The sequence below is a fragment of the Chryseobacterium sp. IHB B 17019 genome, from assembly GCF_001456155.1.
Lineage (GTDB): Bacteria > Bacteroidota > Bacteroidia > Flavobacteriales > Weeksellaceae > Chryseobacterium.
The window spans coordinates 1,398,073-1,422,173 of the sequence record NZ_CP013293.1; the positions used below are offsets into that span (position 1 = coordinate 1,398,073).

The window sequence follows — 24,101 nt, forward strand, 5'->3', positions numbered from 1 at the left end:
TTTTATTAAAATCAATTAGATTTTTGGCTAAAAAAACCGTCCCATAATTAATGAGACGGCGTATATTATTCACCGTGTAAAAATGCTTTTTTATTAAGCAGCGCTTCCTCAGATTCTACATGGTCTTCATCAGGAACACAGCAATCTACCGGACATACCGCTGCACACTGTGGCTCTTCATGAAAACCTTTACATTCCGTACATTTATCTGTTACAATAAAATAAACATCATCACTTACGGGTTCTTGTGGTGCATCAGCATCTACTGTAAGCCCCGATGTTAATGTTACAGTACCTTTTAATTCAGTGCCTTCTGAAGCTTTCCAGTCTACTGCTCCTTCATAAATTGCATTGTTTGGGCATTCCGGTTCGCAGGCTCCACAATTAATGCATTCATCAGTTATTTTAATAGCCATCGCTAATTTTTTTTAAATTTGCACAAAATTACAAAATATTCCCCAATTTTACAGTAATTATGAATATCAAAAATCAAGTTTTAGGACTTACGAGACTTAGCGATTATATAAAAGACTTTTTAGCAAAAAATCCGGCTGACTATAATGAAAATGATCAGGATTTTGAATTATTGTTAAGGAAGTCGGAAATAGAAAATCCGTGGTTTACTGCTGAAAATCAGAAATTTGCTTTCAAACAATGGGCAGATTTATTGACGGAGGAAAATATAAACAACTGGCTTAAAGAATATTCCATTTCAAAAATCTCCAAAAAAGTAGGATTAATCATGGCGGGAAATATTCCCCTTGTTGGTTTGCATGACGTGATTTCTACGGTTTTGAGCAACCATATTCCGGTTATTAAACTATCCTCGAAAGACAAGTATATGATTCCGTTTTTACTGAAAAAATGGAAAGAATTCTCTGAAAATGAGGTTGAATATGAGTTTGTTGAAAGATTGGAGAATTTTGATGCAGTAATTGCTACAGGTAGTAATAACACGGCGAGATATCTAGAATATTACTTTAAAAATTACCTTCATATCATCAGAAAAAACAGAACGTCAATTGCTGTTTTAAAAGGTGATGAAACGCCTGAAGAATTACAGCTTTTAGCGAAAGATATTTTCCAGTATTTTGGTTTGGGTTGTAGAAATGTAACCAGACTCTTGATTCCGCAGGATTTTTTAATTGACCGACTGTTTGAAAACTTTTTAGATTACCAGGAGATTATCAATCATAATAAATATGCCAATAATTATGAATATAATAGGGCAGTTTATCTTTTAAATCAGGAAAAATTCTGGGATAATAATTTTGTAATGCTGAAAGAAGATGATAAACTTTTTAGTCCGCTTTCTGTAATTAATTTCAGCAGATATTCATCTTTGGATGAAGTGAAGAACTTTATCAGTGATAATGAAGAAAATATTCAATGTGTTGTTGCTAAAGATGAATTGGGTCTGGATTCTGTTAAATTAGGAGACGCACAAAATCCAGGTTTAGACACTTATGCCGATAATGTTGATACAATGAAATTTTTATCATTAATTTAATTCTTTGTATCTTTCCATCAACCAATTATTACATTATTATGAAAAATTTATTGCTTATTCTTGCTGTTGTAGCCTTTCAACTGGGCTTTTCACAAAACAGTCAGATTAAAATTGTTGAAAGCAAAAAAATTGAACTGACTTCTGAATTAAGTAAAGATAAAATTGAATTATATAACAAACAGTTTCTAAAGTTTGTAACCGCTCTGAAAGCTTCTGATAAACAGGTAATCAGCGCGTTAATCTCTGATAAAGTGAAAGATGTAGTGACGGATAATGTCATTCAAAAATTATCGGGTGGAATAAGTTTCGACAGACAGACAGAAGTTTATAAGTCCGGATATCAGAAATTATTGGATAATGAAACGTATCCTGCAATTCAGTATAAATATGTTGGAGATCAATCTGTTCCGCCAAAGGATATTATTACAGTAATCTTTGAAAATGATGGAAAAATTCTTGGTGTGAAGCCGGAATACAGTAAATAATTTAGAAGTTAGAAATTAGAGGTTAGAAGTTGGTTTCTGCTTATTGTAAAAAAATAAAATTAAAATAAATTAAAAACTATGATGACAGATGTTTTAGTCGCGCACTCTTCAGATGTTGAAAAGGAAAGCTTTTACAAGAAGACGTATTTACACGTAGCTTTATCAATCCTTGCATTCATCGGGGTTGAAGCGGTTTTGCTTAATGTTGTACCGGAAAGGCTGATTGCCGCCATGTTTGCCCAAAGATTTGCCTGGCTGCTGATTATTGGGGTATTTTGGTTGGCTTCAGTTTTGGCTACAAAATGGTCTCTTTCCCAGAGTAAATCAACACAGTATTTCGGGCTTGCATTTTATGTTTTGCTTGAGGCTGTTATTTTCCTTCCGTTGATTTATATTGCTACTGTTTACTCCGGCGGGCAGGTGATTTATCAGGCTGCAATGTTGACGATTGCTATGTTTACAGGGATTTCTGCAGTTGCTTTTACATCTAAAAGAGATTTTTCATTTTTAAGAAATATCATCGTTATTGGAGGATTTATTTCTATAGGATTGATCGTTGCCGGAATGATTTTCGGCTTCAATCTTGGACTTTGGTTTTCCGTGGGAATGGTGATTCTTGCTTCTGCAACTATTTTATATCAGACAAGCAAGCTTAAGGATGCTTACAGTACGAATCAGTATGTAGGGGCGTCTTTGCAGTTGTTTGCTTCAATTATGCTTTTGTTCTGGTATATTTTGAGCATTTTGATGAGCAGAAGAAGTTAATGCTGAGAGTTATAAATTATAAGTTTTGAGTTATGAGTTTTCATTGCGAAATTTATAATTCATTTTATAAACCCAAAAAAATCCTGATGTTTTTCATCGGGATTTTATTTTTATCAAAACACAAATTTTGGCTAATATTTTTCACCAATTAATACAAAGATAAATTAGTGTTTATTTGTGTTAAAATTACTTGTCAATTGATCCTAAAACCTTTTGAGCAAAAGAGTTTAAGGCATCCTTTTCGCTCATTCCGTTTTGTACATTAGCGTGAACTTCCAAAGCTCCGCAGATGTTTGTAATTAATTCTCCGGCTACGTTTAGATCTTCATCACTTGTCCCTCTGAACTCGCAGAAGCTTTCTAAAACTTCCAACGTTTTTTCAAGGTTTTCAGGAGTCTGATTTTGATAAAACTGTCTGATTACAGGTAACTTCATAATTACAATTCATTAAATAAATTAATTAAACTTTCAGCCTGATTGCTCTGAACCTGATTCACCAATTCACCGTTTCTGAAGATTGCAAAAGTAGGTAAATTATCAACTTTAGCCAATTTTCTGCTTTCCGGTAATTTTTCTGCATCTACATATAGGAAAGGGATACTGTCGTTTTCAGAAGCTAATTTTTTGAATTTCGGCTTCATAATTCTGCAGTTTCCGCACCATGTTGCTCCGTACTGAACCACCACTTTTTCATTATCGCTTACAATATTCTGCAGCGTATCTTCTGTTAATTCTGTATACATTAAGGTAATTTTTTAATTTGAAAATTTGAGAATGTGTTAATGGCAAAAGTTATTTTGAAGAATTTTGCCTTGAAAAATAAAGAGAAAATGAGATAATTCTAAAAGAATCCTGAGATTGATTTTCAAATTATCTCATTTTCAATCAACACATTGTATTAGTTCTTAGCTAAATATTCAGCTGTAGAATTTCTGTCAGCTTTCATCGCGTCTTTTCCTTCTTCCCAGTTTGCAGGGCAAACCTCACCATGCTTCTGAACGTGAGTATAAGCATCGATTAGTCTTAAATATTCTTTTACGTTTCTACCAAGAGGCATATCATTTACAGACTCATGGAATACTTTTCCTGTTTCATCGATAAGATATGTTGCTCTGTAAGTCACGTTAGAACCTGTGAAAACTTCTTCACCTTCTTCATTGTATTCGAAATCCTGATCAACAATTCCCAATAGGTTAGCCAATTGTCTGTGAGTATCAGCTAAAAGCGGGTAAGTAACCCCTTCAATACCTCCGTTGTCTTTTGAAACGTTCAGCCAAGCGAAGTGTACTTCGTTTGTATCGCAAGAAGCTCCGATTACTTTAGTGTTTCTTTTTTCGAATTCACCTAAAGCCTCCTGGAAAGCGTGAAGCTCAGTCGGGCAAACGAAAGTGAAATCTTTTGGATACCAGAATAAAAGAACTTTTTGCTGATTAGCCGTTGCTTCTTCAAAGATGTTGATTCTAAGATCATCACCCATATCAGACATTGCATCTACTGTTACATTTGGGAATTTTTTTCCTACTAAAGACATAATTTTCTTGTTTTTATTTAAATTTCTGATGCAAATATATAAATATTTCGTCTATCGAACAAGTTGATATTGATAAATAAAATCTATAATTGTTTTTGATGTTGTACAAAATAAAAAAGCCCTGAATCCAGGGCTTTTACTTTATTTTAGTAACCAAATATTTCGGTTAAGCTAAGTTTTTTCACTTCACCGAGTTTCTGCATATCGGCTTCTTTTACTTTATCCTGAGAAGCCACAAGACAATAGGTGAAATTCTTACCTTTCATTTCCTTATCGTGGAAATTATTAATATCGGCAAACGTCAATTTTGGTGACTGTTCGTAGATATTCTTCCTGATATCCGAATTATTTCCAAGCTTTTGAGATCTTAAATAAGTGAAAATAATTCCGTCCTGCGTAATTCTTTCGGCAGCGATAGATTTTTTTAATCCGTTTTTAGCTGTTTCAAACAGTTGTTGAGATTGCGGAAGCGTTGTTAAAAGCTCATTCATTGCTGTTGTAGATTCATTGAATTTATCAGCCTGAGTTCCAACGTATGCCATAATAATATCCTTATCCTCTTTTTTACTTGGTAGAGAGAAATAAGAATAAGTGGAATATGCCAATGCCTTAGATTCTCTGATCGTTTGGAACACTACAGAACCCATTCCGCCACCGAAATAATTGTTGAATAAACTCACAGTAGGAGTGATACTGGAATTATAGGCTTCACCGTTTCTCACCCAGAAAACTTCCGCCTGAACCATGTCATAATGAGCAAACAAGACCTTATTCTTGTCTGTCGGGATTTGTGCAAAAGTTTTAGACTTCGGCATATCTTTCAATGAATTCGAAACTTTATGAATTGGAGTTAAGGAAGCCGTTAACTCATTTCCGGATTTCGGACCGTAATACAATATTTTATGTTTAAAATTAAACAAATCATGAAGCACATTCACCAAGTCTTCTGCCTTCAAAGCATCCAGTTCCGCGTCACTTAAAGTATTGTTGAACGGATTTTGCGAACCATACTGAGCATAACTTCTAAGTCCGGCCATGATGGTCGATTTGTTTTGCTTCGCATTATCTCTTGATTTTTTTAATCTTGCTTTGTAAGCATCCAGTGCTTTCTGGTCCGGCTGGCAATTTTTAATCAAATCTTCAAATAAAGCTGCTGTTTTATCAAAATTTTCATTCAACCCTTCGAGCGTTACATAAGTTTCTTCATTTCCTGCACTTACATTAAAGCTTGAAGCCAGTTTGTAAAACTCTTTGCTGATGTCTTCCGAAGATTTGTTTTTTGTACCTAAATATTGAAGATATTCTGCGGCCAATGGAAGCATTTTATTATTCCATTTTCCGGAATCGAAGTAGTAATATAATCTGAATAAAGGATTGTCTGTATTTTTTACAGAAAGAACATCTACACTTCCTAATTTATTTTTTGTAATGTCTTTATCAAAATTCAGCCAGACCGGAGATATCGGAGATTCCGGCATTTGATTGATTTTATTAAGGAACTGGGAATTGTCTTCTCTGTTTACAGAAACAGGAGTGATGGCCGGTTTGTCAACCTTTGCAATATTTTTATCTTCACCTTTTCTCTTGTAGACAGCAACATAATTATTTGCCTGAAGGTATCTCGACGCAAAATCCATAATGTCTTTTTTCGTCAGCTTCGAAATCTCATCAACATAGGCCAATTGTGTTTTATGGTCAACCTCAGAAGTGAATTCATCCATCAAAGACTCAGCTCTGGACGAATATTTTTCGTATTTCTGAATAACGTTTTTCTTTTCGTTATTAATAATTGACTGAAGGAGATCATCTGAAAATTCTCCTTTTTTCAGTTTTTCAATTTCCTGAAGCAACAGGTTTTTTACTTCATCCAAAGATTGTCCTTCCGTAGGATTTCCCTGTAGCAAAAGAACCGAATAATCCTTTAAAACATAAGGAAAAGCATACGCAGCCAGCAATTTTTGTTTTTTAATAAGGTCAAGATCAATCAGTCCGGCCTGTCCGTTTGTCAGCATACTTCCGATAAAATTGAGCATTCTAGCGTCCTGAGTAGAAGCTCCCGGAAATCTGAATCCAATGGTAATATTCTCCGGATTCGGGCCGTAAACTTCCCTGATAATAGGAGAGGTGATAGGGCTTTCCGTACCAATTTTATATTCAGGAACCGGCTTTGATTTCATATAAGAAAACGCCTTGTCAATTTTCGCGATCATTTCATCAGGATTGAAATCTCCGGACATAATTATCCCCATATTGTTGGGAACATAATAATTGTTGAAATATTCTCTGATTGCCTTTAATGAAGGGTTTTTCAAATGCTCAATAGTTCCGATTGTAGTTTGTTTTCCATAATTGTTATTAGGGAAAATTGCCGCAAACATGGCTTCATATACCTTTCTTGGATCGTTATCAAGACCTCTGTTTTTTTCTTCATAAACAGCCTCCAGCTCGGTGTGGAAAAGCCTTAGAACCGGCCGCCTGAACCTTTCTGCCTGAACTGCCAGGAATTTATCCGCAACATTCGCAGGAATATCTTCTGTGTAAACGGTCTGCTCGAAAGATGTGAAGGCATTTGTTCCGTCGGCGCCCATTCCGGACATCATTTTATCATATTCATTGGCGATGGCATATTTTGATGCTTCACCGGAAATTTTATCAATTTCTTTGTAAATTTCTTTACGTTTTGCTTCGTCTTTCGTTTGGTTGTACTTTTCATAAAGCGCGTCAATCTGATCCAGAAGCGGTTTTTCTTTAGCCCAATCCTTAGACCCGAATTGATCTGTCCCTTTGAAAAGCATGTGCTCAAGATAATGCGCCAACCCTGTATGATCAGACGGATCGGTTTTACTTCCCGCTTTTGTAGCAATAAAAGTCTGGATTCTAGGATCTTTTTTGGTCGGACTTAAAATTACCGTTAGTCCGTTCTTTAAAGTATAATATCTTGCTGAAGTCGGGTCATTGGTAACATATTTGTAATTGTATCCGTTCGATGTCGCTTCTTTCCATTGGAAATCCTGTCCGTAAGCATATCCGCAGTAACTTGCTGCTGCAATGCTCGTTGCAATTGTGATTCTTTTTAAAAAATTCATTTTAATCTAATTTTTTGTTCAGTGATTATTAATATTTTGTTTAATTGAATTTCTCTAGTAAATTTTTAATTCTTTTCATAGCCTCCATCAAATCTTCTTCTGATGCTGCATAAGAGAATCTGATACATTCCGGGCTCCCGAAAGAAACTCCGCCAACGCAGCCTACATGGGCTTTTTCTAAGATAAACATTGCAAAATCATCGGAATCTTTAATTTCAATTCCATCCAAAGTTTTTCCTATATAATACGAAACATCCGGAAAGAAATAGAATGCAGCCTTTGGCAAAACAACTTTAAATCCGGGAATTTCTTTAATTAAATCATACACAAGATCTCTTCTTTTTTTGAAGGCATCGATCATGTATTTGTATTCTGAAGGATCGGTTTTTAAAGCTACGATTGAAGCTCTCTGCGCCATTGTATTCGCTCCGCTCGTCATCTGTCCCTGGATTTTTTCACAAGCCTTTGCCAGCCATTCCGGACATGCAGAATACCCAATTCTCCATCCTGTCATTGCAAAAGCCTTTGACATTCCGTTGATTACAGCTGTCTGCTCATAAACCTCAGGAAATTGAGCGATAGAAGTTGTTTTAGTTTCGTAATTGATATATTCGTAGATTTCGTCTGAAATTACCGTTACATGAGGATATTTAGCAATAACTCTGGCTATGGATTTTAATTCGTCATACGTATAATATCCACCAGAAGGGTTGCATGGCGAACTAAACAAAACCGCTTTTGTTTTATCCGTAATTGCTTCTTCCAATTGTTCGGCAGTGATTTTAAAATCAGTAACATACGAGGTCGGAAGCATCACAGAAGTCCCTCCCATCATTTTTACCATTTCGTCATAGCTTACCCAATACGGATTAGGAAGAATCACTTCGTCACCATCGTTAAGAAGTGATGCTAAAACATTTAAAATAGCCTGTTTTGCACCATTTGAAACACAGATTTGCGTTGGTTTGTATTCTAAATTATTATCTCTTTTTAATTTATAAGCAATTGCTTCACGGAGCTCTAAAAATCCGGGAACAGGAGAGTAATGACTGTAATTTTGGTTGATTGCATCAAAAGCGGCCTGTTTTATATTGTCGGGAACATCAAAATCCGGCTCGCCTAAAGTTAAACTGATAACGTCTATTCCGCTGGCTTTCATCTCTCTAGCCTTATTAGACATTACAAAAGTCTGAGAGTAACCAAGTCTTTTTACTCTATCTGAAAGTTTGTTCATATATGTATTTCCATTTTAAACAAATATATAAAAAAACCGTTCTCCGAGAAATTTTTGTAAGCTTATTAGTTTTTGCTGGATTCTAGATGTTTTAAATCTTTTACTTACATCTAATCTCACACCTCAAACTTCCATCTTCCAGCCTTTATACATCAAAAATTGAAATAAAAACTTATTTTTGCTTTTTATAATATTTCACATGTCTACAACGTTACTATTAAAATACTTTCCGGATCTTACAGAAACACAGATTGAACAGTTCAACAAATTGGAGGATTTATACAAAGAATGGAACGAAAAAATCAACGTAATTTCACGGAAAGATATGGAATCCCTGTATGAAAAGCATATTTTACATTCCTTAGGAATTGCAAAAGTAATGGAGTTTGCACCGGGAACAAAAGTTTTGGATATTGGGACAGGCGGCGGTTTTCCCGGAATTCCACTGGCTATTTTATTTCCTGAGACAGAATTTACCTTAATTGATTCAATAGGAAAAAAAATAAGCGTGGTGAATGCTGTTGCAGAAGGAGTTGGATTGAAAAATATAACTGCAATTCATGGAAGAGCGGAAAAATTAAAGGAAAAATTCCATTTTGTAGTAAGCCGTGCAGTTACGCAAATGCCGGAATTCCTGAGATGGCTGAAAGGCAAATTTGAAAAAGAACAGTTCAATGCCAAGCATAACGGAATTTTATATTTAAAAGGTGGAGACCTTGCGGAAGAGCTTGCCGGACTTAAATGTGAAATCTTCAACTTAAAAAGCTATTTTGATGAAGAATTTTTTGATACCAAGAAAGTAGTGTATCTATCAAAAGGAAATTTTAATTCTTAATTTAACATAATTGAGGAATAATTTTTGCTAAATTTATAGTAATAATCAAAATATTGTAGTCATGAAAAAATTTTTCCATATTGGGTTTTCTACTTTAATTTTAGGATTATTTTTTACTTCATGTAATGACGATGATGACTATCAGACGATAGAATCTATAGATAAAATTAAAATCGACAGTGTGAAAATTGTAAATGATACCATGGACGTTTTCAGCGTACAAAGTATCAAGACTTTTTCCACATATCCGTCTCATTGTGAAGGATTTTACGGATATGATTATATTCACAATGACAGCTCTTCAAGAACAGTGACGGCTTATAAATATATCACTAACGGACCTTGTACGCAGGATAGTTACACAGCGGCAAGCCAGATTAATTTCAGTCCGCAACATGTTGGTACATACACTTTTAAATTCTGGAACGGTGCCAATAATTATATCACAAAAACAATTGTAGTTGAATAGAAAAATGAAATGGATTTTTGCAGTTTGTTTTCTGATTACCAATATGTTATTTGGCCAGAAAATATATTGGAATGAAGGAAGAAAGCTGACCTGGAATGATTTTAAAAGCAACATAAACCGTAAAGGGGGAGACAATGTAGTTGCTTATACCAACTGTGGCTGGATTTATTCTTATGAAAAATCTTCAGATCCTAAAGCTCCGGTAAAAATAAAAGTAGAAACGGTTTTCAATATAGATAAATCCTGGAAAGATGTAAAGCGAATCAATGATTACGTCTTATTGCATGAACAAAAGCACTTTGATGTAGCAGAGGTTTTTGCCAGAAAATTAAGAAAAGAGATTTCGGAAAAAATTAGGACATCTTCAGATTTTGATAAATATTTTAAAGGTATTTATAACAGAATCCTTAAAGAATATCAGGACTTCCAAAGAGCTTATGACGGCGAAACAAAGAATGGAATGGTTGAGGAAAAACAATCAGAATATAATCGTATTATTGCTGAAGAATTAGAAAATTATAAAAGCTATAAAACGCCTTGAAATTTCTCAACAAAATCATTCATGAATTATTAGCCCAAAACTCGGATTTATCTGCGTTTAACATTGTTTTGCCCGGGAAACGCCCGATCGTTTTTATCCGGCAAATTCTGGAAGAAAATAACTATTCCGGATTTCTTCCGAACTTTTTTACTATTGAAGAACTGATTAACAGAATTGCCGATAAACAGGCTATTCAGGGAATTGCTTTGTGGTTGTTTGCCTTCGATGTTTACAAAAGCCTAAATCTTATTCCGAATGATGATTTTGCGGATTTTTTGAAATGGTTTCCTACTTTACAAAAGGATTGGGATGATATCCTAAAATTTTCTGAAAATGACCAGGCTGTTTTGCAATATATGTTTGATGAGGAAAGAATTAAAGACTGGGCACAGGATCTGGGAGAAGATGATAATATTCCAAGAAAAAAATTCTTGAATTTCTGGAAAAACATGAATGTTTTTCTTCCTGTTTTAAAAGAAAAACTACAGGAAAAAAACTGGGCGACTTCCGGAATGATTCATGAGACAGCAAAAGCAAGAATTGTTGATTTTGCAAAAAACACGAATGAACAATTTGTTTTTTGTGGGTTTAATGCTTTTACTCCGGCTGAAGAAAAGCTGGTCAGAAGCCTTTTACAATGGAATAAAGGACAATGTTTTTTCCAGGCAGACCATTATTATTTTGATGATGAAAGGCAGGAAGCAGGAAAGTTTCTGAGAAATCATAAAACCTGGAAGGAATTCAATGACAGTCGTGCTTTTCAATGGATTGAGGATGATTTTAATCAACCAAAAAACATAAAAGTTTACGAAGTTTCCGGAAATATTACCCAAACGAAAATTTTACCGGAAATTTTTAAAGAAATAGAAAATAAAACATATTCTAATACTGCGGTTGTTTTACTAGATGAAAATCTCCTTCCGGCAAGTTTAGATGTTATGTACAGTGTTCAGAATCTGAATATTACAATGGGGTTCCCTTTGAAAAACCTTTCATTTTCTAATGCCATCAAACAACTTTTCTACCTGCAAAAACAATTAGAGAAAAATAAATCTTCTTACTATTACCGTGATATTTTTCCAATCCTTGAAGAACTCCCTAAAGATGTTGAGGATGAAGTCATTATCAATAATTTCAAAGCGAAAATAGAGGAGAGGAATATTGTCTACATCTCGAAAAAATTATTGAATGAGCTTCTTGGTTCGCTTTCATATTTTAATTTACTTCAAAAAGCAGATTCTACCAATGGCTATTTAGATGCGCTCATTGCGTTTTGCAAGAAAATAAAATGGTTGGAAATAGATGATATTCAATATGAAAACGTATCTCACTTCGAGAATGCCTTTAGGATTATAAAAAACCAATTGTCACCCTATCAGTTTGAGATCAAAATGGAAACATTGGAAATCTTGATCAATCAGCATATTAATTCTGAAAGTATTGATTTTCAAGGTGAACCATTGCGCGGACTGCAAATTATGGGGCTTTTGGAAACCCGTCTTCTTAATTTTGAAAACGTGATTATGCTTTCCGTAAATGAAGGAAAATTACCTTTAGGAAATTCACAAAATACCTATATTCCATTCGATATCAGAAGATTTTTTGATCTCCATACTTTCTTGGAAAATGACAGTATTTATGCTTACCATTTTTATAGGTTGATCCAGGATTCTAAAAATGTGCATCTGTTGTTCAACGCTTTAAGTTCTGGTGTAAATACAGGCGAAAAGAGTAGGTTTATCACGCAGATTGAAATGGAAAGTTCCCATCAAATCGAACACCTGATTATTGAGAATTCTTCAGAGCCTATTATCACTCAGCCAATCGAAATTTCAAAGACCGATATCGTTCTTGAAAGACTTCAAAAATGGAAAGAAAAAGTTTCGGCTTCACACCTGACAAGCTATCTTTACAATCCGATTGATTTCTATCTTTCAAAAATTTTGAACAGCTCAGAAACTGATGAAATCGAAGAAGAATTATCTGTGAAGAATTATGGGAATTTGGTTCACTACACACTTCAAGAAGTTTATGAAATATTAAAAGGTAAAGTTTTAAAAGAAAGTGATTTAAGAGATTCAATTAAAGCAATAGATCAATATATTGAAACTGCTATTGAAAAGCTTAAACACCAACCTGAATTTTATGAAAAAGGAATGAACTTTATTCATAGAGCGATTGCAAAAAAAGTAATTGAAAGTATTCTGAATTTCGATCTTGAATTGGTGAAAAAAGGAAATAAACTGGAAATTATTGATATAGAAAGAAGGTTTGAAAATGTAGATTTTTATCTCGAAGAAAATGATAAAATTTCTTTCTTTGGATTTATTGATAGAATTGACAGACTTAATGGAACCTTACGAATTATCGATTATAAAACCGCAAAAATCAAGAATCTTACGGTAAAAATTGATGATACCAATGTGGATGCATATTTCCACAGTAACGACCGTAAACAGGCACTCCAACTATGTATTTACCAGTATGTTGTACAGAATCTTCCTGAGTTTTGGGGCTTTCCGGTTGAGACAGGAATCTGGAGCTTTGCAGAAGCCAGAAAAGGTGTTGTTTCTCTTCAGTTTGAAAAGGGAAATATTGATGATGCCATGAAATCCGTTAAAAGTCTTATTCAGGAAATTTTGAATCCGGATATTCATTTTACGGAGACGATTAAGCCATACTCAAACTAAAAAATGCACCTCAATTTGAAGTGCATTTTTATTATTGTTAATCAAATTATTAGGCCTTATAACTTCACTTTTCTATTAACAGTTTTTCCGTTTTTTAAAGTTGCATTCACAAGATAAATTCCTGGCTCTAAACTATTTGAGTTGAAATCATTTTTATTAACTTCCAAGTTTTGAATCAAAGCTCCTGAAATACTGTAGATTACAATATTTTTTATTTCCTCTCTGGATTTTATAATTATTTGTTTATTCTGAGTGAAAATATTAATGCTTTCCCCGGGAGTAGGGCCTTCAACTCTTTTATTAAATTGAAGATTGTAAAATTGAGTTACAACTTCAAATGTATAATCCTGATTTTTAAGAGTATTTAAATTAACACCTCCATCCTGAATATATTGTTCCTGTAAAATTGTTTTAACAAGATTTTTATTTTCATCAAAAATATTAACTGCTTTCAGTTCTTCTGTGTTTATTTTCAATTCCAGAATATTTTTATTGTAAGATTTTACAATTTCATTTTCTTCAATTGTTTTCGGAGTATTTTTGATGTAAGGAATAAGTTGGGTTTTATTATTTTCAGCCACTTTCAATAAGTAAACTCCGTCTTTTAATGCAGAAAGATTATTGCTTACAGCTGTTTTGCTTTGTGAATTTTCTTTATTAAAATCTGTGATTTCAATTAATTCTTTTCCGTTCAATTCAGGTTTTATTTGAGAACTGTAAATACCAGTAACCTTAGAAGAAATATTTGTAGAATTTTTTGAAGTCAACATTGCCCATTCATTGAAAAGTCCACCGCTTCTCAGCGTATTAAACTTTGCATTTGATGCCAAAACAAACGGAAGAATACCGCCGACGTGATCCAGTGGTCCCCAATAGAAGGCTTCCAGCTTATATTTATTAAGATCCCACCAAGGATAATAGCCTTGCTGTGTTACCAGGGTTTTTGCTGTGTTTTCCGGATTAATAGCAAGATCAATAGTGGAATGCCCTAAAGTAGTAGGAGTTTTGTTGTACCAATCATAGACATCACTTGCCCGCAGACATTGTCTTAGCTTACTGTTTTGATTATTAGTTACATCCGTTATAAAATTCGTTGTAAATAGTTTTCTCCAGATTACAGGTCCCCAAAGCATGCCACCATTTTCCTGAATCACATGATAGTTGTATTTATCAAGATATTCCGGAGAAATTACCTCTGAAATATTGTTGGTGTAGCTCTTGTAACCCAGATCATTACACGTATTTACTACATTTGCGAGAAAAGAAGAGAACGGATAGAATTCTTTTTCCACAACACCTTTTTGCATCGTAGCACCGGAAAAGTCATAAGGACCGTCTCCCATATACGCATATTTAAATTTTAAATTGGTTGGATTAGAAATGCTTAATTTTTTTAAGGTTGACATCGCAGCATGTCCTCCTTGAGAATATCCGGAAATAAAATATTCATCGTAACGTTTTACACCTTGCTGCACAAGAATTTTATTGGCTGCCGTTACAAAATCTACCGTTGCGCTGGCCTCGGTAGGATAGTGCACGTATGGGTGAGTTCCCTGTCCGGTTCCCATCCCTACATAGTCGGGAGCCATCAGAATATATCCGTTCAAAACATAAGAAAGTTCTACTGCGAAACCTACTGTCGATACGCCTTTTAAATTTGAAGGGACATTGTTTCTGTTATCCGTTGTTCCGTGTTCGGAAACTACTGTTGAAAGCTTATAATTCACTTTAGGATACATGATAAGTCCGGTGGCTTTTACCAAAATGTCTTTTTCATTTTTAGTATAATATGTTACTTTATAGGCTCTTAAGCCAACATTAAAGCCATTTAAATAACTTACAAAATCCGGTGTATTCTGACTTCCAAGATTATTTGAAATAAAATTAACAACACCCTGTGGGGTAAGATCAAGCTTCTGTTCGACACTGAAAACGTCTCCTGCTTGTTGGGAAAAATAGAAAGGGGCAGTGATCCCCGATAAAATAATAAGGATTTTTTTCATAATTTGATTTTTTTGTGCTGTTAAATTATATTTTTAAAACAAAACTTTCGATATTCTGAATATTAATAGCTATTCATTGAATACAAGTTCTTTGATTATTGCTAAAAAGAAAAAGAGCCTGAACAGCGTCAGACTCTTTTGTTTATCAATGTTTAATCAATTATCAGAAAGCATTAATTCCTGTAATGTCCAATCCTGTAATTAATAAATGAACATCATGAGTTCCCTCGTAAGTGATCACAGATTCAAGGTTTGCGGCGTGTCTCATCATTGGGAATTCACCCATAATACCCATTCCGCCAAGAATTTGTCGGGATTCTCTTGCGATATCAATAGCCATTTTCACATTATTTCTTTTGGCCATTGAAATTTGTGCAGGAGTTGCCTTATGATTATTTTTAAGTGTTCCTAATTGTAAGCAAAGTAACTGAGCCTTAGTTATTTCCGTTAAAAATTCAGCTAGTTTTTTCTGTTGAAGCTGGAAAGATCCGATTGGTTTTCCGAACTGCTTTCTTTCCTTAGAATATTGAACAGCAGTACAATAGCAATCGATCGCTGCACCAATTACGCCCCAAGAAATTCCATATCTTGCTGAATTTAAACAAGATAAAGGTCCTTTTAATCCTGTAACATTCGGAAGTAGATTTTCCTTCGGAACTTTTACATTATTAAATACCAATTCCCCTGTTTTTGAAGCCCTTAGACTCCATTTATTGTGAGTTTCCGGTGTTGTAAAACCTTCCATTCCTCTTTCAACGATCAATCCCTGAACTTTTCCTTCTTCATTTTTCGCCCAAACAACGGCAATATCGCAAAGAGGAGAGTTTGTGATCCACATTTTTGCCCCATTCAGAAGATAATGATCGCCCATATCTTTAAAATTCGTTTCCATAGAACCCGGATCCGAACCGTGATTAGGCTCTGTAAGACCGAAAGAACCAATCATTTCTCCGGCAGCCAGTTTGGGTAAATATTTTCTTTTTTGCTCCTCAGAACCAAATTCATTAATAGGAAACATTACCAGAGAACTCTGTACAGAAGCCGCAGAACGTACTGCAGAATCGCCTCTTTCCAACTCCTGCATAATCAACCCGTAAGAAATCTGATCAAGACCCGAACCACCATATTCAACCGGAATATATGGACCCAAAGCTCCAATTTTACCTAATTCTTTCATTAAGCCCGGCAAATCTGTATGATTTTGTGCAGCCTGATCAATTTGTGGCATTACAAAACTTTCTACCCAGTCTCTTACAGATTGACGGATGAGTTTATGTTCTTCAGTAAGTAAAGCATCGATCCCAAAATAATCTGGAATGCTTGTAAGGGAATAATATGACATTGTAATTTAATTTCCCTAAAAGTAAGACTTTTCAGTATTTCAGGAAAATTTTTTTTAAACGCCTGTGAATAGTTGATTATTAATTGTTTAATCAGATATTTAATTTAAAAAATAGGTTAATTAATTTTCGTCTTCGTTGGAAATAGGGTATTGGCTGGTAGAATTATGAACCTTTGATTTAAATTTATATAAATAAGGAGCTTTATTGGCCGAACCGTCGTATAGCTTTTCCAGTCGATCTAAAATGTTTAAGCTCAATATTTTACGTTGAAAATTATTTCTTCTGAATTTTTGACCTAAAATAGTTTCGTACAATGACTGCAGATCTTTCATGGTAAATTTTTCAGGAAGGAGATTACTTGCGGCAACTTCCGTATTGATGTTCATTCTCAGGTATTCAAGGCCGGTTTCGATGATTCTGTCATGGTCGAAGGCCATCTTTGGAAGATTGTCTACTTCAAACCATTCACAGCTTTCATTGAAGGCGTCAGGAAACGTATTTGCCATCGAAAAATCAATCAAACTACAATATCCAACGGTAATGAATCTTTGGAAAATCCAGTGATCTTTGGGAACTTCAATTCCTTTATTATTTAAAAGAATTTGGTGAACATTATTCTCCGTTCTGTCGATTCTCCCGAATGTGTGAAACTGTTTCAGGAAAATATCTTTAAGATGCGTTCTTTCGTGTAAAACACGTTCGGCTGCCTCACGAAGGTCTTCATCATTAAAAACAAAACCGCCGGGAAGTGACCACAAATTGAGGTCGTGGTACTTCAAAAGTAAGACTTTCAGGATGTTATTATGAAAACCAAATATGGTACAGTCAACAGATACATGCGCTACAAAATCTTTTGTATCAATGAGTTCCCGAAGAGTTTCTTTGTTTTTTTCGTTCCTGATTTTCATGACAGTAAAAATAAAATTATTTTCTAAATGTTTTGTCAGCAAGTTTAAAATAAATTAAACTTATCGTAAATAACACAGTTACAGCCATTAAAATATATAAAGAATAAAAGCTTAAAAGCTGGTTTCCAAATAAAACGGACATGATGATTGAGCTCACAGAGCTTCCAAGAGATGAAAAAATGACAATTAATGAGGTAAAAAGATTGGCTTTCGTCTTATCAACCTGAGCGATCATTTTTGAATTAATAACAGGGTAGAGCGGTGATAAAAATAGCCCTAATACAGGAAATAAGAATAGCAGCACCTTTGAATCGTCTGCATCAAAAAATTGTATCCCGATGATAACGATTAAGACCAAAATGATTAATGACAAGCATAAAGTATAATATTTTGACAGTGAAAATCTCTGGATAATATTTGCCGTAATTGTTCTTCCAACATAGGAAAAAAGCGCCAGAAAAGATGAAGCCTGAAGGGCAAAAAAGGAATTGACCTTCAAATGATTTTTATAAAAAGACGGTAGCCAGGAATTAAAGCTCTGCTCAACAAAAACAATGGAAAAAATTACTGCTAAAAATATAATCATCAGTGGATTAATAAGTTTAGAAAGATCCCTGATAATATTATCTTTTTCTAATTTAACAGGTTCGGAAATCGGAAGCCTTGAGAACAGAAATATCGTAACGGCAGATAAAACTGAGATTGATATAAACCCAAATTTCCAGTATTCTGAAAACTGACTGGAAATCAGCCATCCAAAACCCGTGTTTACCACAAAAATACCAATCATAAATGATGCTTCCACACTATTCATTATTTTTGCAAGAGATTTTTCATCTGAAATATTGTTTCTGATAATCCCGAAAACACAAATTTTTCCAATTGCAAAACATGTCCCGATAATTGCAAACCAGAGCTTATAAAACCAAAAAACTTCAACAAACGGTAAGATAAGTGAACAAATCCCAACAATTGTTAACGCTAATATTAATGCTTTTTTTGTCCCTATTTTACTGATAAAATTTACTGCAAAAAGTGAAATAAACGCAATAGGAAGATCCTTAAATGATTCTAAAAAACCAAGCTTTTCATAAGTTATTTTTGCATCGGAAAGTTGAAGAATTACAATACCCATGCAGTTTAAGACCATTGAGAATATTAAAAAAGTAAGCTTTAAGGGTAGTGAAATATTGGAGAGCTTGGTCGTCATTTTGGGGACAGTTTTTATTGTTTTTTGAGAAAAATTTACAGCTTATTAGCTAAAATTTATGCCTTTGAAGTCCCAAAAATAAACGAAATATTAAAATATTTATTAATAAAATGTTAATTATTTAAAAAAAAATATATTTTTATTGTCTCAATTTGAGAATTAAAAAACTAACTGTATATGAATGTAAAAATATCAAGAAGTTTGGGAGTGGTTGCAGTGCTTTATTTTACTGCAAATTTCAGCGCCCAAAACACAGCGAGTGATACCGTTTCCAAAGAGACAAAAATCGAGGAAGTGGTAATGATCGGTTACGGTACTCAGAAGAAGAGTAATGTGACAGGAGCGATCTCAAGTATTAAAGCCAGCGATATCGAAAATATTCCGGCGGGTAAACCGGAACAGGTATTGCAGGGTAGAGCCGCAGGGGTAAACGTAATCACAAATTCCGGACAGCCGGGCTCTTCAGCAACAATTCGTGTGAGAGGTATTACCAGTTATTATTCCAACAACGATCCGCTTTGGGTAGTGGATGGTATTGTGGTTGATGGTATTGGCTGGCTAAACCAGTCTGACATTGAAAGCATGGAAGTACTGAAAGATGGAGCATCTTCTGCAATTTATGGTGTTTCTGCTGCGAGAGGTGTAATCTTGGTAACCACCAAAAAAGGAAAAAAAGGAAGATTAAATCTTTCATACAACGGGTCTTATGGTACAGCAAGAGCTGCCAGAAAATTGGACTTATTGAATGCTACTCAATATGCAACAATTCTTAATGAAGCATATGTAAACGGCGGGCAAAATCCTGTTTTTCAGAATCCACAATCATTAGGAGCAGGAACTGATTGGCAGGACGCAATTTTTAGTACGGGAGAAAGATCCAATCATGAGGTCAGCATTAGCGGTGGAAATGAAAAATCTACTTTCTACGGATCATTCGGATACTTTGATCAGACGGGTATTGTGATGAGTGATATATCTTATTATAAAAGATTAACAGGACGTTTAAACTCTACTCATAAATTGACAAATTGGTTAACAGTTGGACAAACTTTTGCCTATACACATACACAATCACAGGGAATTAATGCTAACGGTGAATTTGGGGGACCATTAAGCTCTGCCGTGAACTTGGATCCTACAACACCATTAGTGGTGACTGATCCTGCAATGGCCGGCTCTAATACCTATTCTAATCCCAATATTGTAAGAGATCCTTATGGAAATCCTTACGGAATATCCACATTAGTGGGTCAGGAAATGTCTAACCCGCTTGCTTTCAGATACACACAATTAGGAAATAAAGGTTGGTCTGATGATTTCATTGCTAATGTTTTTGCGGAAGTAAAATTTGCAAAAGATTTCACTTTTAAATCATCCATTAACGGTAAAAAAGCATATTGGGGAAGCCAGAACTTTACACCGCTTTTCTATTTGAATCCAAATTACAGTAATTTAAATTTCAATAGCTTAAGCAGAACTACCCAACAAAAACTGGAGTGGAGTTTAGAAAATACATTAACATGGCAAAAGAAATTCGGAGAACATAATTTGAACGTATTGGTAGGTACGGGTTATTATGAATATAATATCGGTTTCGGGCAGACTGTAACCCACACAAATTTGCCTATTAGCAGCTATGAAGACGCATCTTTTAACTTTTATGTACCTCAGGATCAGAAAAATATGAGTGCATGGGATTATATCAACACTCATAAAGCTTCTTATTTTGGTAGAGTTGTATATGATTATGCTAATAAATATTTGTTCACCGGTACGGTAAGACGTGACGGATCATCCAAATTTGGGGCAAACAACCATTGGGGAACTTTCCCTGCCTTCTCATTAGGATGGAATGTAGATAAAGAAAATTTCTGGCCGGAAAACAAAATCATCAATACTTTAAAAATACGTGGAGGATACGGAGTTTTAGGAAATGATGGTATTGGAGACTTCCTTTTTGCTAATTTCTATGTACCGGGAGCCAACTATACGAACGGAAACAATGTAATTATGCCAGGATATATTCCAAATACATTGGCCAACCCTGATTTGAAATGGGAATCAACTTCTCAGCTTAACGTTGCAGCAGATATTAAATTCTTAAGCAATTTTAATTTAACAGTTGATTATTACAAGAAGAAAACTTCTGATATTTTAAGACAGGTTCAGATCCCTGGTTATGTTGGGGTAACAGTTCCACCAACAGCAAATATTGGTGATATGGAAAATGAAGGGGTAGAAGTGGAATTAGGCTACAGAAAAAACTGGACGGATTTCGGAGTTTCAGTTAACGGTAATTTTGCTTATCTTAAAAATACGGTTACAAGCTTAGAATCGGGAAGATTATACATTGATGGACCTGGCTTCCAATCTATGGGACCTGTTTCCAGAATTCAGGTAGGAGAATCTTACGGATCTTTTTACGGATATAAAACGCTAGGTATTTTCCAAAATCAAGAGCAGGTAAATGCCTACAGAAATGCAAACGGACAAATGATCCTTCCGGATGCTAAACCAGGGGATTTCATTTGGGCAGATACAAATGGCGACGGAAAAATCAGTGATATGGATAAAGTGAACTTAGGAAATTCTGTTCCAAAGTATACTTTCGGGATGACAGTTAACTTGAATTATAAAAACTGGGATTTTATGGTTTTTGCTCAAGGCCAAGCCGGAAACAAAATTTTCCAGGGGCTAAGACGTCTTGATATCATTAATGCAAATTACCAGACTGCTATTTTAGACCGTTGGACAGGTGAAGGAACTTCGAACACTACACCAAGAGTGACAACCAATGATACTAACCACAATTACACTTGGATGTCTGATTATTATCTGCAAAAAGGAGATTATGTAAGAGTAAAACTGGTTCAGCTAGGATACACACTTCCACAGGCGATGACACAGAATTTCGGTGTAAGCAAGCTGCGTTTTTATGTAACAGCAGAAAACCTTTTCACATTTACGAAGTACACAGGTTATGATCCTGAAATCGCTGCCGGAGACAGTTTCGGTATCGACAGAGCATATTATCCTCAAGCTAAAACTTTCCTTTTTGGAGCTAACCTTACATTCTAATAAGATTAAAAATGAAAAATAAAATATTTAAAATAAGCATTGCAGCATCATTATTCATAGGAACAGGAGTAACCAATGTTGCCTGTACTACTGATAATCTTGAAGACGTAAAAAACCTGGGTGCATTCGATACCAGTAATTTCTTTAGAAATGAACAGGAATGTTTCTTTGCTCTTGTCGGAACTTACGATCCTGTAAGAAAATATGCCGGAGGCTTTGAAAATATGGTTACATTCTTCAATGCAGGCTCAGATGATTTTTATGCAGGAGGAGGAAGTGCAACAGATGGGGCAGGAATTCAGGGGTTATCAAATTATCAGCTGAATCCTAATACAATGCCTGTAAGCTACTGGAGAGATTATTATCAGGGAGTTTCCAGAGCAAATGTTTTGGTTGAGAAGATTCCTCAGGCGAACATGAGTGATGCCATTAAGAAAAGATTTACTGCAGAATCCAAGTCTTTAAGAGCATTATATTATTTTGAATTGGTGAGAATGTTCGGAAATATTCCTCTTATTCTTAAGGAAATTAAAGCAACAGATGACTACTATAACATTCCGCAAGCTCCAAAAGCCGATGTATATGCTCAGATAGAAGCAGACTTACTTGCAGCTATTCCGGATCTTCCAATGACTGTTTCAGGGGATCAAAGAGGAAGGTTTACACAAGGAGCCGCAAGAGCTTTGCTGGGAAAAGTTTATTTATATCAAAATAAAAAAACTGAAGCAGCAGCACAGTTTGCTGAAGTAAACGGAACTCCGGGAGGAACAAGCCAGTACGGATATAAACTTGTAACTGATTTTGCAAGTCTTTGGGTAACTGATAATAAATTCACGTCAGAATCTATTTTTGAAGTAATGCATACCAATAAAGGAAATTCTGACTGGGGTTTCTGGGGACAGGGTAATGATGAAGGAAACTCTATCAATATTATGGTAGCGCCGAGAGGATATAGCAAAATAGCTACAGATGCACCGGACGTGGTTGCAGGTTGGGCATTTAATCCTATCACTCAGGATTTATTTAATTTTATGCAGGGAGATCCAAGAATGAATGCAACCATCCTTAATGTAAAAGCTTTAAAACAGCAAGGAAAAGCAGACTATTCGCCGGCTTATATGGATAATGGATATTTCCTTAATAAATATATGCCGACAAAAGATGAAGTAACCACTTTGCCTGGCCCTTCAGAATTAAATTACCGTCAAAATTATATCTACATAAGATTAGCAGACACTTATTTAATGGAAGCTGAAGCCTTGAATGGTACGGGAGCAAGAGCTCAGGCGTTATTGGATGCGGTAAGAGCAAGAGTTGGATTAGCATCGGTCCCGGTTTCTATGCAGGCTGTGAAAGATGAGAGAAGAAGAGAATTGGCAGGTGAAGGCCACAGATGGTTTGACTTGGTAAGATGGGGTGAAGCTCCGGCAAAATTAGGCTCAAGAGGCTTCTTGGCTGGTAAAAATGAAATTCTGCCAATTCCTTACACTGAGCTTACAGGAACAATCCTTCAACAAAATCCTAACTATTAATCTAATAACATGATAACTAAATATATTAACAAAAGCCTTCTATTAGGCTCAGCAATCTTCTTTTTGGCAAGCTGTACTCCAGACACGATTGACGGCGACGGAAACGGTCTTTCCCAAGAATCTGTGGATGGCTCTTTTAAAGTAGCAAAAACTGCCGAAAACAGATATAGATTAACAACAAATGCAAATAACTATATTACCACAAAATGGAATATTGATGATGAAGGTTTTAATATTGGAAAAAACATAGAGGATATTTTCCTTCCGGATAAAGGAACTTATATTATCGAACATCAGGCTATCGGAAAAGGTGGTGTAGTGGCAGGTACAGGGACTCAAACCATTACTGTTCCCGCTGATGATCCAGTTGCCGGAAATATTATCCAGGGCGGAAGGTTTGACAATGCTGACGAAATTTCTAAATGGACAATCCACACCATCAGCCCTTCCGGGGCACAATGGGTTTTTGCCAATGGTAAAGCTACTATTGTGGCGTCTGGAGGTAGTCAGCAGGCTATTTATCAGGCTGTAAATGTGGTCGCAGGTCAAAAATATTCTATTGATATGGTTGCATCTTCAAATACGGCTTTACAAGATACATGGTTTGAAGTTTATGTGGTAAACAGTATACCGGCTTCAGGACAGGATATCAGCGGGCCAGTTTACAGAAATATCAACACATGGGACGGTTGCGGAAAATCAGCCTTTAAAGGCAGGGTTTCAACAATAGGCTGTAATGGTGATAAAAACGGAGGAATTTATACTGCAACAGCTACTGGAACTGTTTATTTGGTGATTAAATGTGGAGGAACAATGGTAAGCAGTTTAAGCATAGATAAAGTTGAACTTAGAAGAGCGCAATAATTTTTGCCATAAATAAT

20 protein-coding genes are annotated in these 24,101 nt (G+C 35.1%); 10 read left to right on the plus strand and 10 right to left on the minus strand.

Annotated elements, in window-relative coordinates:
- Positions 1-65: 65 nt before the first annotated feature.
- Positions 66-416: a 4Fe-4S binding protein gene (locus ATE47_RS06340; protein WP_029292947.1), complete on the minus strand. Its 351-nt coding sequence runs from the start codon at positions 414-416 to the stop codon at positions 66-68.
- 59 nt (positions 417-475) lie between these two features.
- On the opposite strand from ATE47_RS06340, the gene ATE47_RS06345 reads away from it, so the two are divergent.
- The 3 genes from ATE47_RS06345 to ATE47_RS06355 all read left to right on the plus strand — a co-directional run bounded on the left by ATE47_RS06345 (position 476) and on the right by ATE47_RS06355 (position 2,760).
- Positions 476-1,510: an acyl-CoA reductase gene (locus tag ATE47_RS06345; protein WP_062161167.1), complete on the plus strand. Its 1,035-nt coding sequence runs from the start codon at positions 476-478 to the stop codon at positions 1,508-1,510.
- Between the two features lie 38 nt (positions 1,511-1,548).
- The gene (locus tag ATE47_RS06350) at positions 1,549-1,995 is read left to right on the plus strand and encodes a hypothetical protein (protein ID WP_062161168.1); all 447 of its coding nucleotides are present in this window, start codon (positions 1,549-1,551) and stop codon (positions 1,993-1,995) included.
- Positions 1,996-2,073: 78 nt separating this feature from the next.
- Positions 2,074-2,760 (plus strand): Bax inhibitor-1/YccA family protein, encoded by a 687-nt coding sequence (locus ATE47_RS06355; RefSeq protein WP_062161169.1) that lies wholly within the window; start codon positions 2,074-2,076, stop codon positions 2,758-2,760.
- Between the two features lie 186 nt (positions 2,761-2,946).
- Here ATE47_RS06355 and ATE47_RS06360 read toward each other — a convergent pair whose 3' ends face one another.
- The 5 genes from ATE47_RS06360 to ATE47_RS06380 form a co-directional block, all read right to left on the minus strand.
- Positions 2,947-3,195, minus strand: coding sequence for a DUF6952 family protein (locus ATE47_RS06360; RefSeq protein WP_062161170.1), 249 nt, complete (start codon positions 3,193-3,195; stop codon positions 2,947-2,949).
- A 2-nt stretch (positions 3,196-3,197) separates the two neighbouring features.
- Positions 3,198-3,503, minus strand: coding sequence for a thioredoxin family protein (locus tag ATE47_RS06365; RefSeq protein WP_062161171.1), 306 nt, complete (start codon positions 3,501-3,503; stop codon positions 3,198-3,200).
- A gap of 155 nt (positions 3,504-3,658) precedes the next feature.
- Complete coding sequence (locus ATE47_RS06370) at positions 3,659-4,291, minus strand: peroxiredoxin (protein WP_062161172.1); 633 nt, start codon at positions 4,289-4,291, stop codon at positions 3,659-3,661.
- A gap of 146 nt (positions 4,292-4,437) precedes the next feature.
- Positions 4,438-7,377 carry a M16 family metallopeptidase gene (locus tag ATE47_RS06375; RefSeq protein ID WP_062161173.1) on the minus strand — a complete coding sequence of 980 codons (2,940 nt, stop codon included), beginning with the start codon at positions 7,375-7,377 and terminating at the stop codon, positions 4,438-4,440.
- Positions 7,378-7,417: 40 nt separating this feature from the next.
- Positions 7,418-8,611, minus strand: coding sequence for a pyridoxal phosphate-dependent aminotransferase (locus ATE47_RS06380; RefSeq protein ID WP_062161174.1), 1,194 nt, complete (start codon positions 8,609-8,611; stop codon positions 7,418-7,420).
- A 199-nt stretch (positions 8,612-8,810) separates the two neighbouring features.
- Here ATE47_RS06380 and rsmG point away from each other — a divergent pair, with 199 nt between their 5' ends.
- The 4 genes from rsmG to ATE47_RS06400 all read left to right on the plus strand — a co-directional run bounded on the left by rsmG (position 8,811) and on the right by ATE47_RS06400 (position 13,146).
- Positions 8,811-9,446, plus strand: coding sequence for a 16S rRNA (guanine(527)-N(7))-methyltransferase RsmG (rsmG, locus tag ATE47_RS06385; RefSeq protein ID WP_062161175.1), 636 nt, complete (start codon positions 8,811-8,813; stop codon positions 9,444-9,446).
- Between the two features lie 61 nt (positions 9,447-9,507).
- On the plus strand, positions 9,508-9,915 hold the full coding sequence (locus tag ATE47_RS06390) for a hypothetical protein (RefSeq protein WP_062161176.1): 408 nt from the start codon (positions 9,508-9,510) through the stop codon (positions 9,913-9,915).
- Positions 9,916-9,919: 4 nt separating this feature from the next.
- On the plus strand, positions 9,920-10,456 hold the full coding sequence (locus tag ATE47_RS06395) for a DUF922 domain-containing protein (RefSeq protein WP_062161177.1): 537 nt from the start codon (positions 9,920-9,922) through the stop codon (positions 10,454-10,456).
- Entirely contained in the window at positions 10,453-13,146 is a 2,694-nt protein-coding gene (locus ATE47_RS06400; RefSeq protein WP_062161178.1) for a PD-(D/E)XK nuclease family protein, read from the plus strand. The genes ATE47_RS06395 and ATE47_RS06400 overlap by 4 nt, the downstream gene beginning before the upstream one ends.
- 56 nt (positions 13,147-13,202) lie before the next feature.
- Here ATE47_RS06400 and ATE47_RS06405 read toward each other — a convergent pair whose 3' ends face one another.
- The 4 genes from ATE47_RS06405 to ATE47_RS06420 all read right to left on the minus strand — a co-directional run bounded on the left by ATE47_RS06405 (position 13,203) and on the right by ATE47_RS06420 (position 18,610).
- Positions 13,203-15,149: a T9SS type A sorting domain-containing protein gene (locus tag ATE47_RS06405; protein ID WP_062161179.1), complete on the minus strand. Its 1,947-nt coding sequence runs from the start codon at positions 15,147-15,149 to the stop codon at positions 13,203-13,205.
- Between the two features lie 163 nt (positions 15,150-15,312).
- Complete coding sequence (locus tag ATE47_RS06410) at positions 15,313-16,491, minus strand: acyl-CoA dehydrogenase family protein (protein WP_062161180.1); 1,179 nt, start codon at positions 16,489-16,491, stop codon at positions 15,313-15,315.
- 120 nt (positions 16,492-16,611) lie between these two features.
- Positions 16,612-17,400, minus strand: coding sequence for an NUDIX hydrolase (locus tag ATE47_RS06415; RefSeq protein WP_062163473.1), 789 nt, complete (start codon positions 17,398-17,400; stop codon positions 16,612-16,614).
- 16 nt (positions 17,401-17,416) lie between these two features.
- Positions 17,417-18,610, minus strand: coding sequence for an MFS transporter (locus tag ATE47_RS06420; RefSeq protein ID WP_062161181.1), 1,194 nt, complete (start codon positions 18,608-18,610; stop codon positions 17,417-17,419).
- Between the two features lie 177 nt (positions 18,611-18,787).
- Here ATE47_RS06420 and ATE47_RS06425 point away from each other — a divergent pair, with 177 nt between their 5' ends.
- The 3 genes from ATE47_RS06425 to ATE47_RS06435 are packed head-to-tail and all read left to right on the plus strand — an operon-like array spanning position 18,788 to position 24,084.
- Positions 18,788-21,688, plus strand: coding sequence for a SusC/RagA family TonB-linked outer membrane protein (locus tag ATE47_RS06425; protein WP_062161182.1), 2,901 nt, complete (start codon positions 18,788-18,790; stop codon positions 21,686-21,688).
- 11 nt (positions 21,689-21,699) lie between these two features.
- Positions 21,700-23,220 carry a RagB/SusD family nutrient uptake outer membrane protein gene (locus tag ATE47_RS06430; protein WP_062161183.1) on the plus strand — a complete coding sequence of 507 codons (1,521 nt, stop codon included), beginning with the start codon at positions 21,700-21,702 and terminating at the stop codon, positions 23,218-23,220.
- A 9-nt stretch (positions 23,221-23,229) separates the two neighbouring features.
- Entirely contained in the window at positions 23,230-24,084 is an 855-nt protein-coding gene (locus tag ATE47_RS06435) for a hypothetical protein (protein ID WP_062161184.1), read from the plus strand.
- Positions 24,085-24,101: the final 17 nt, after the last annotated feature.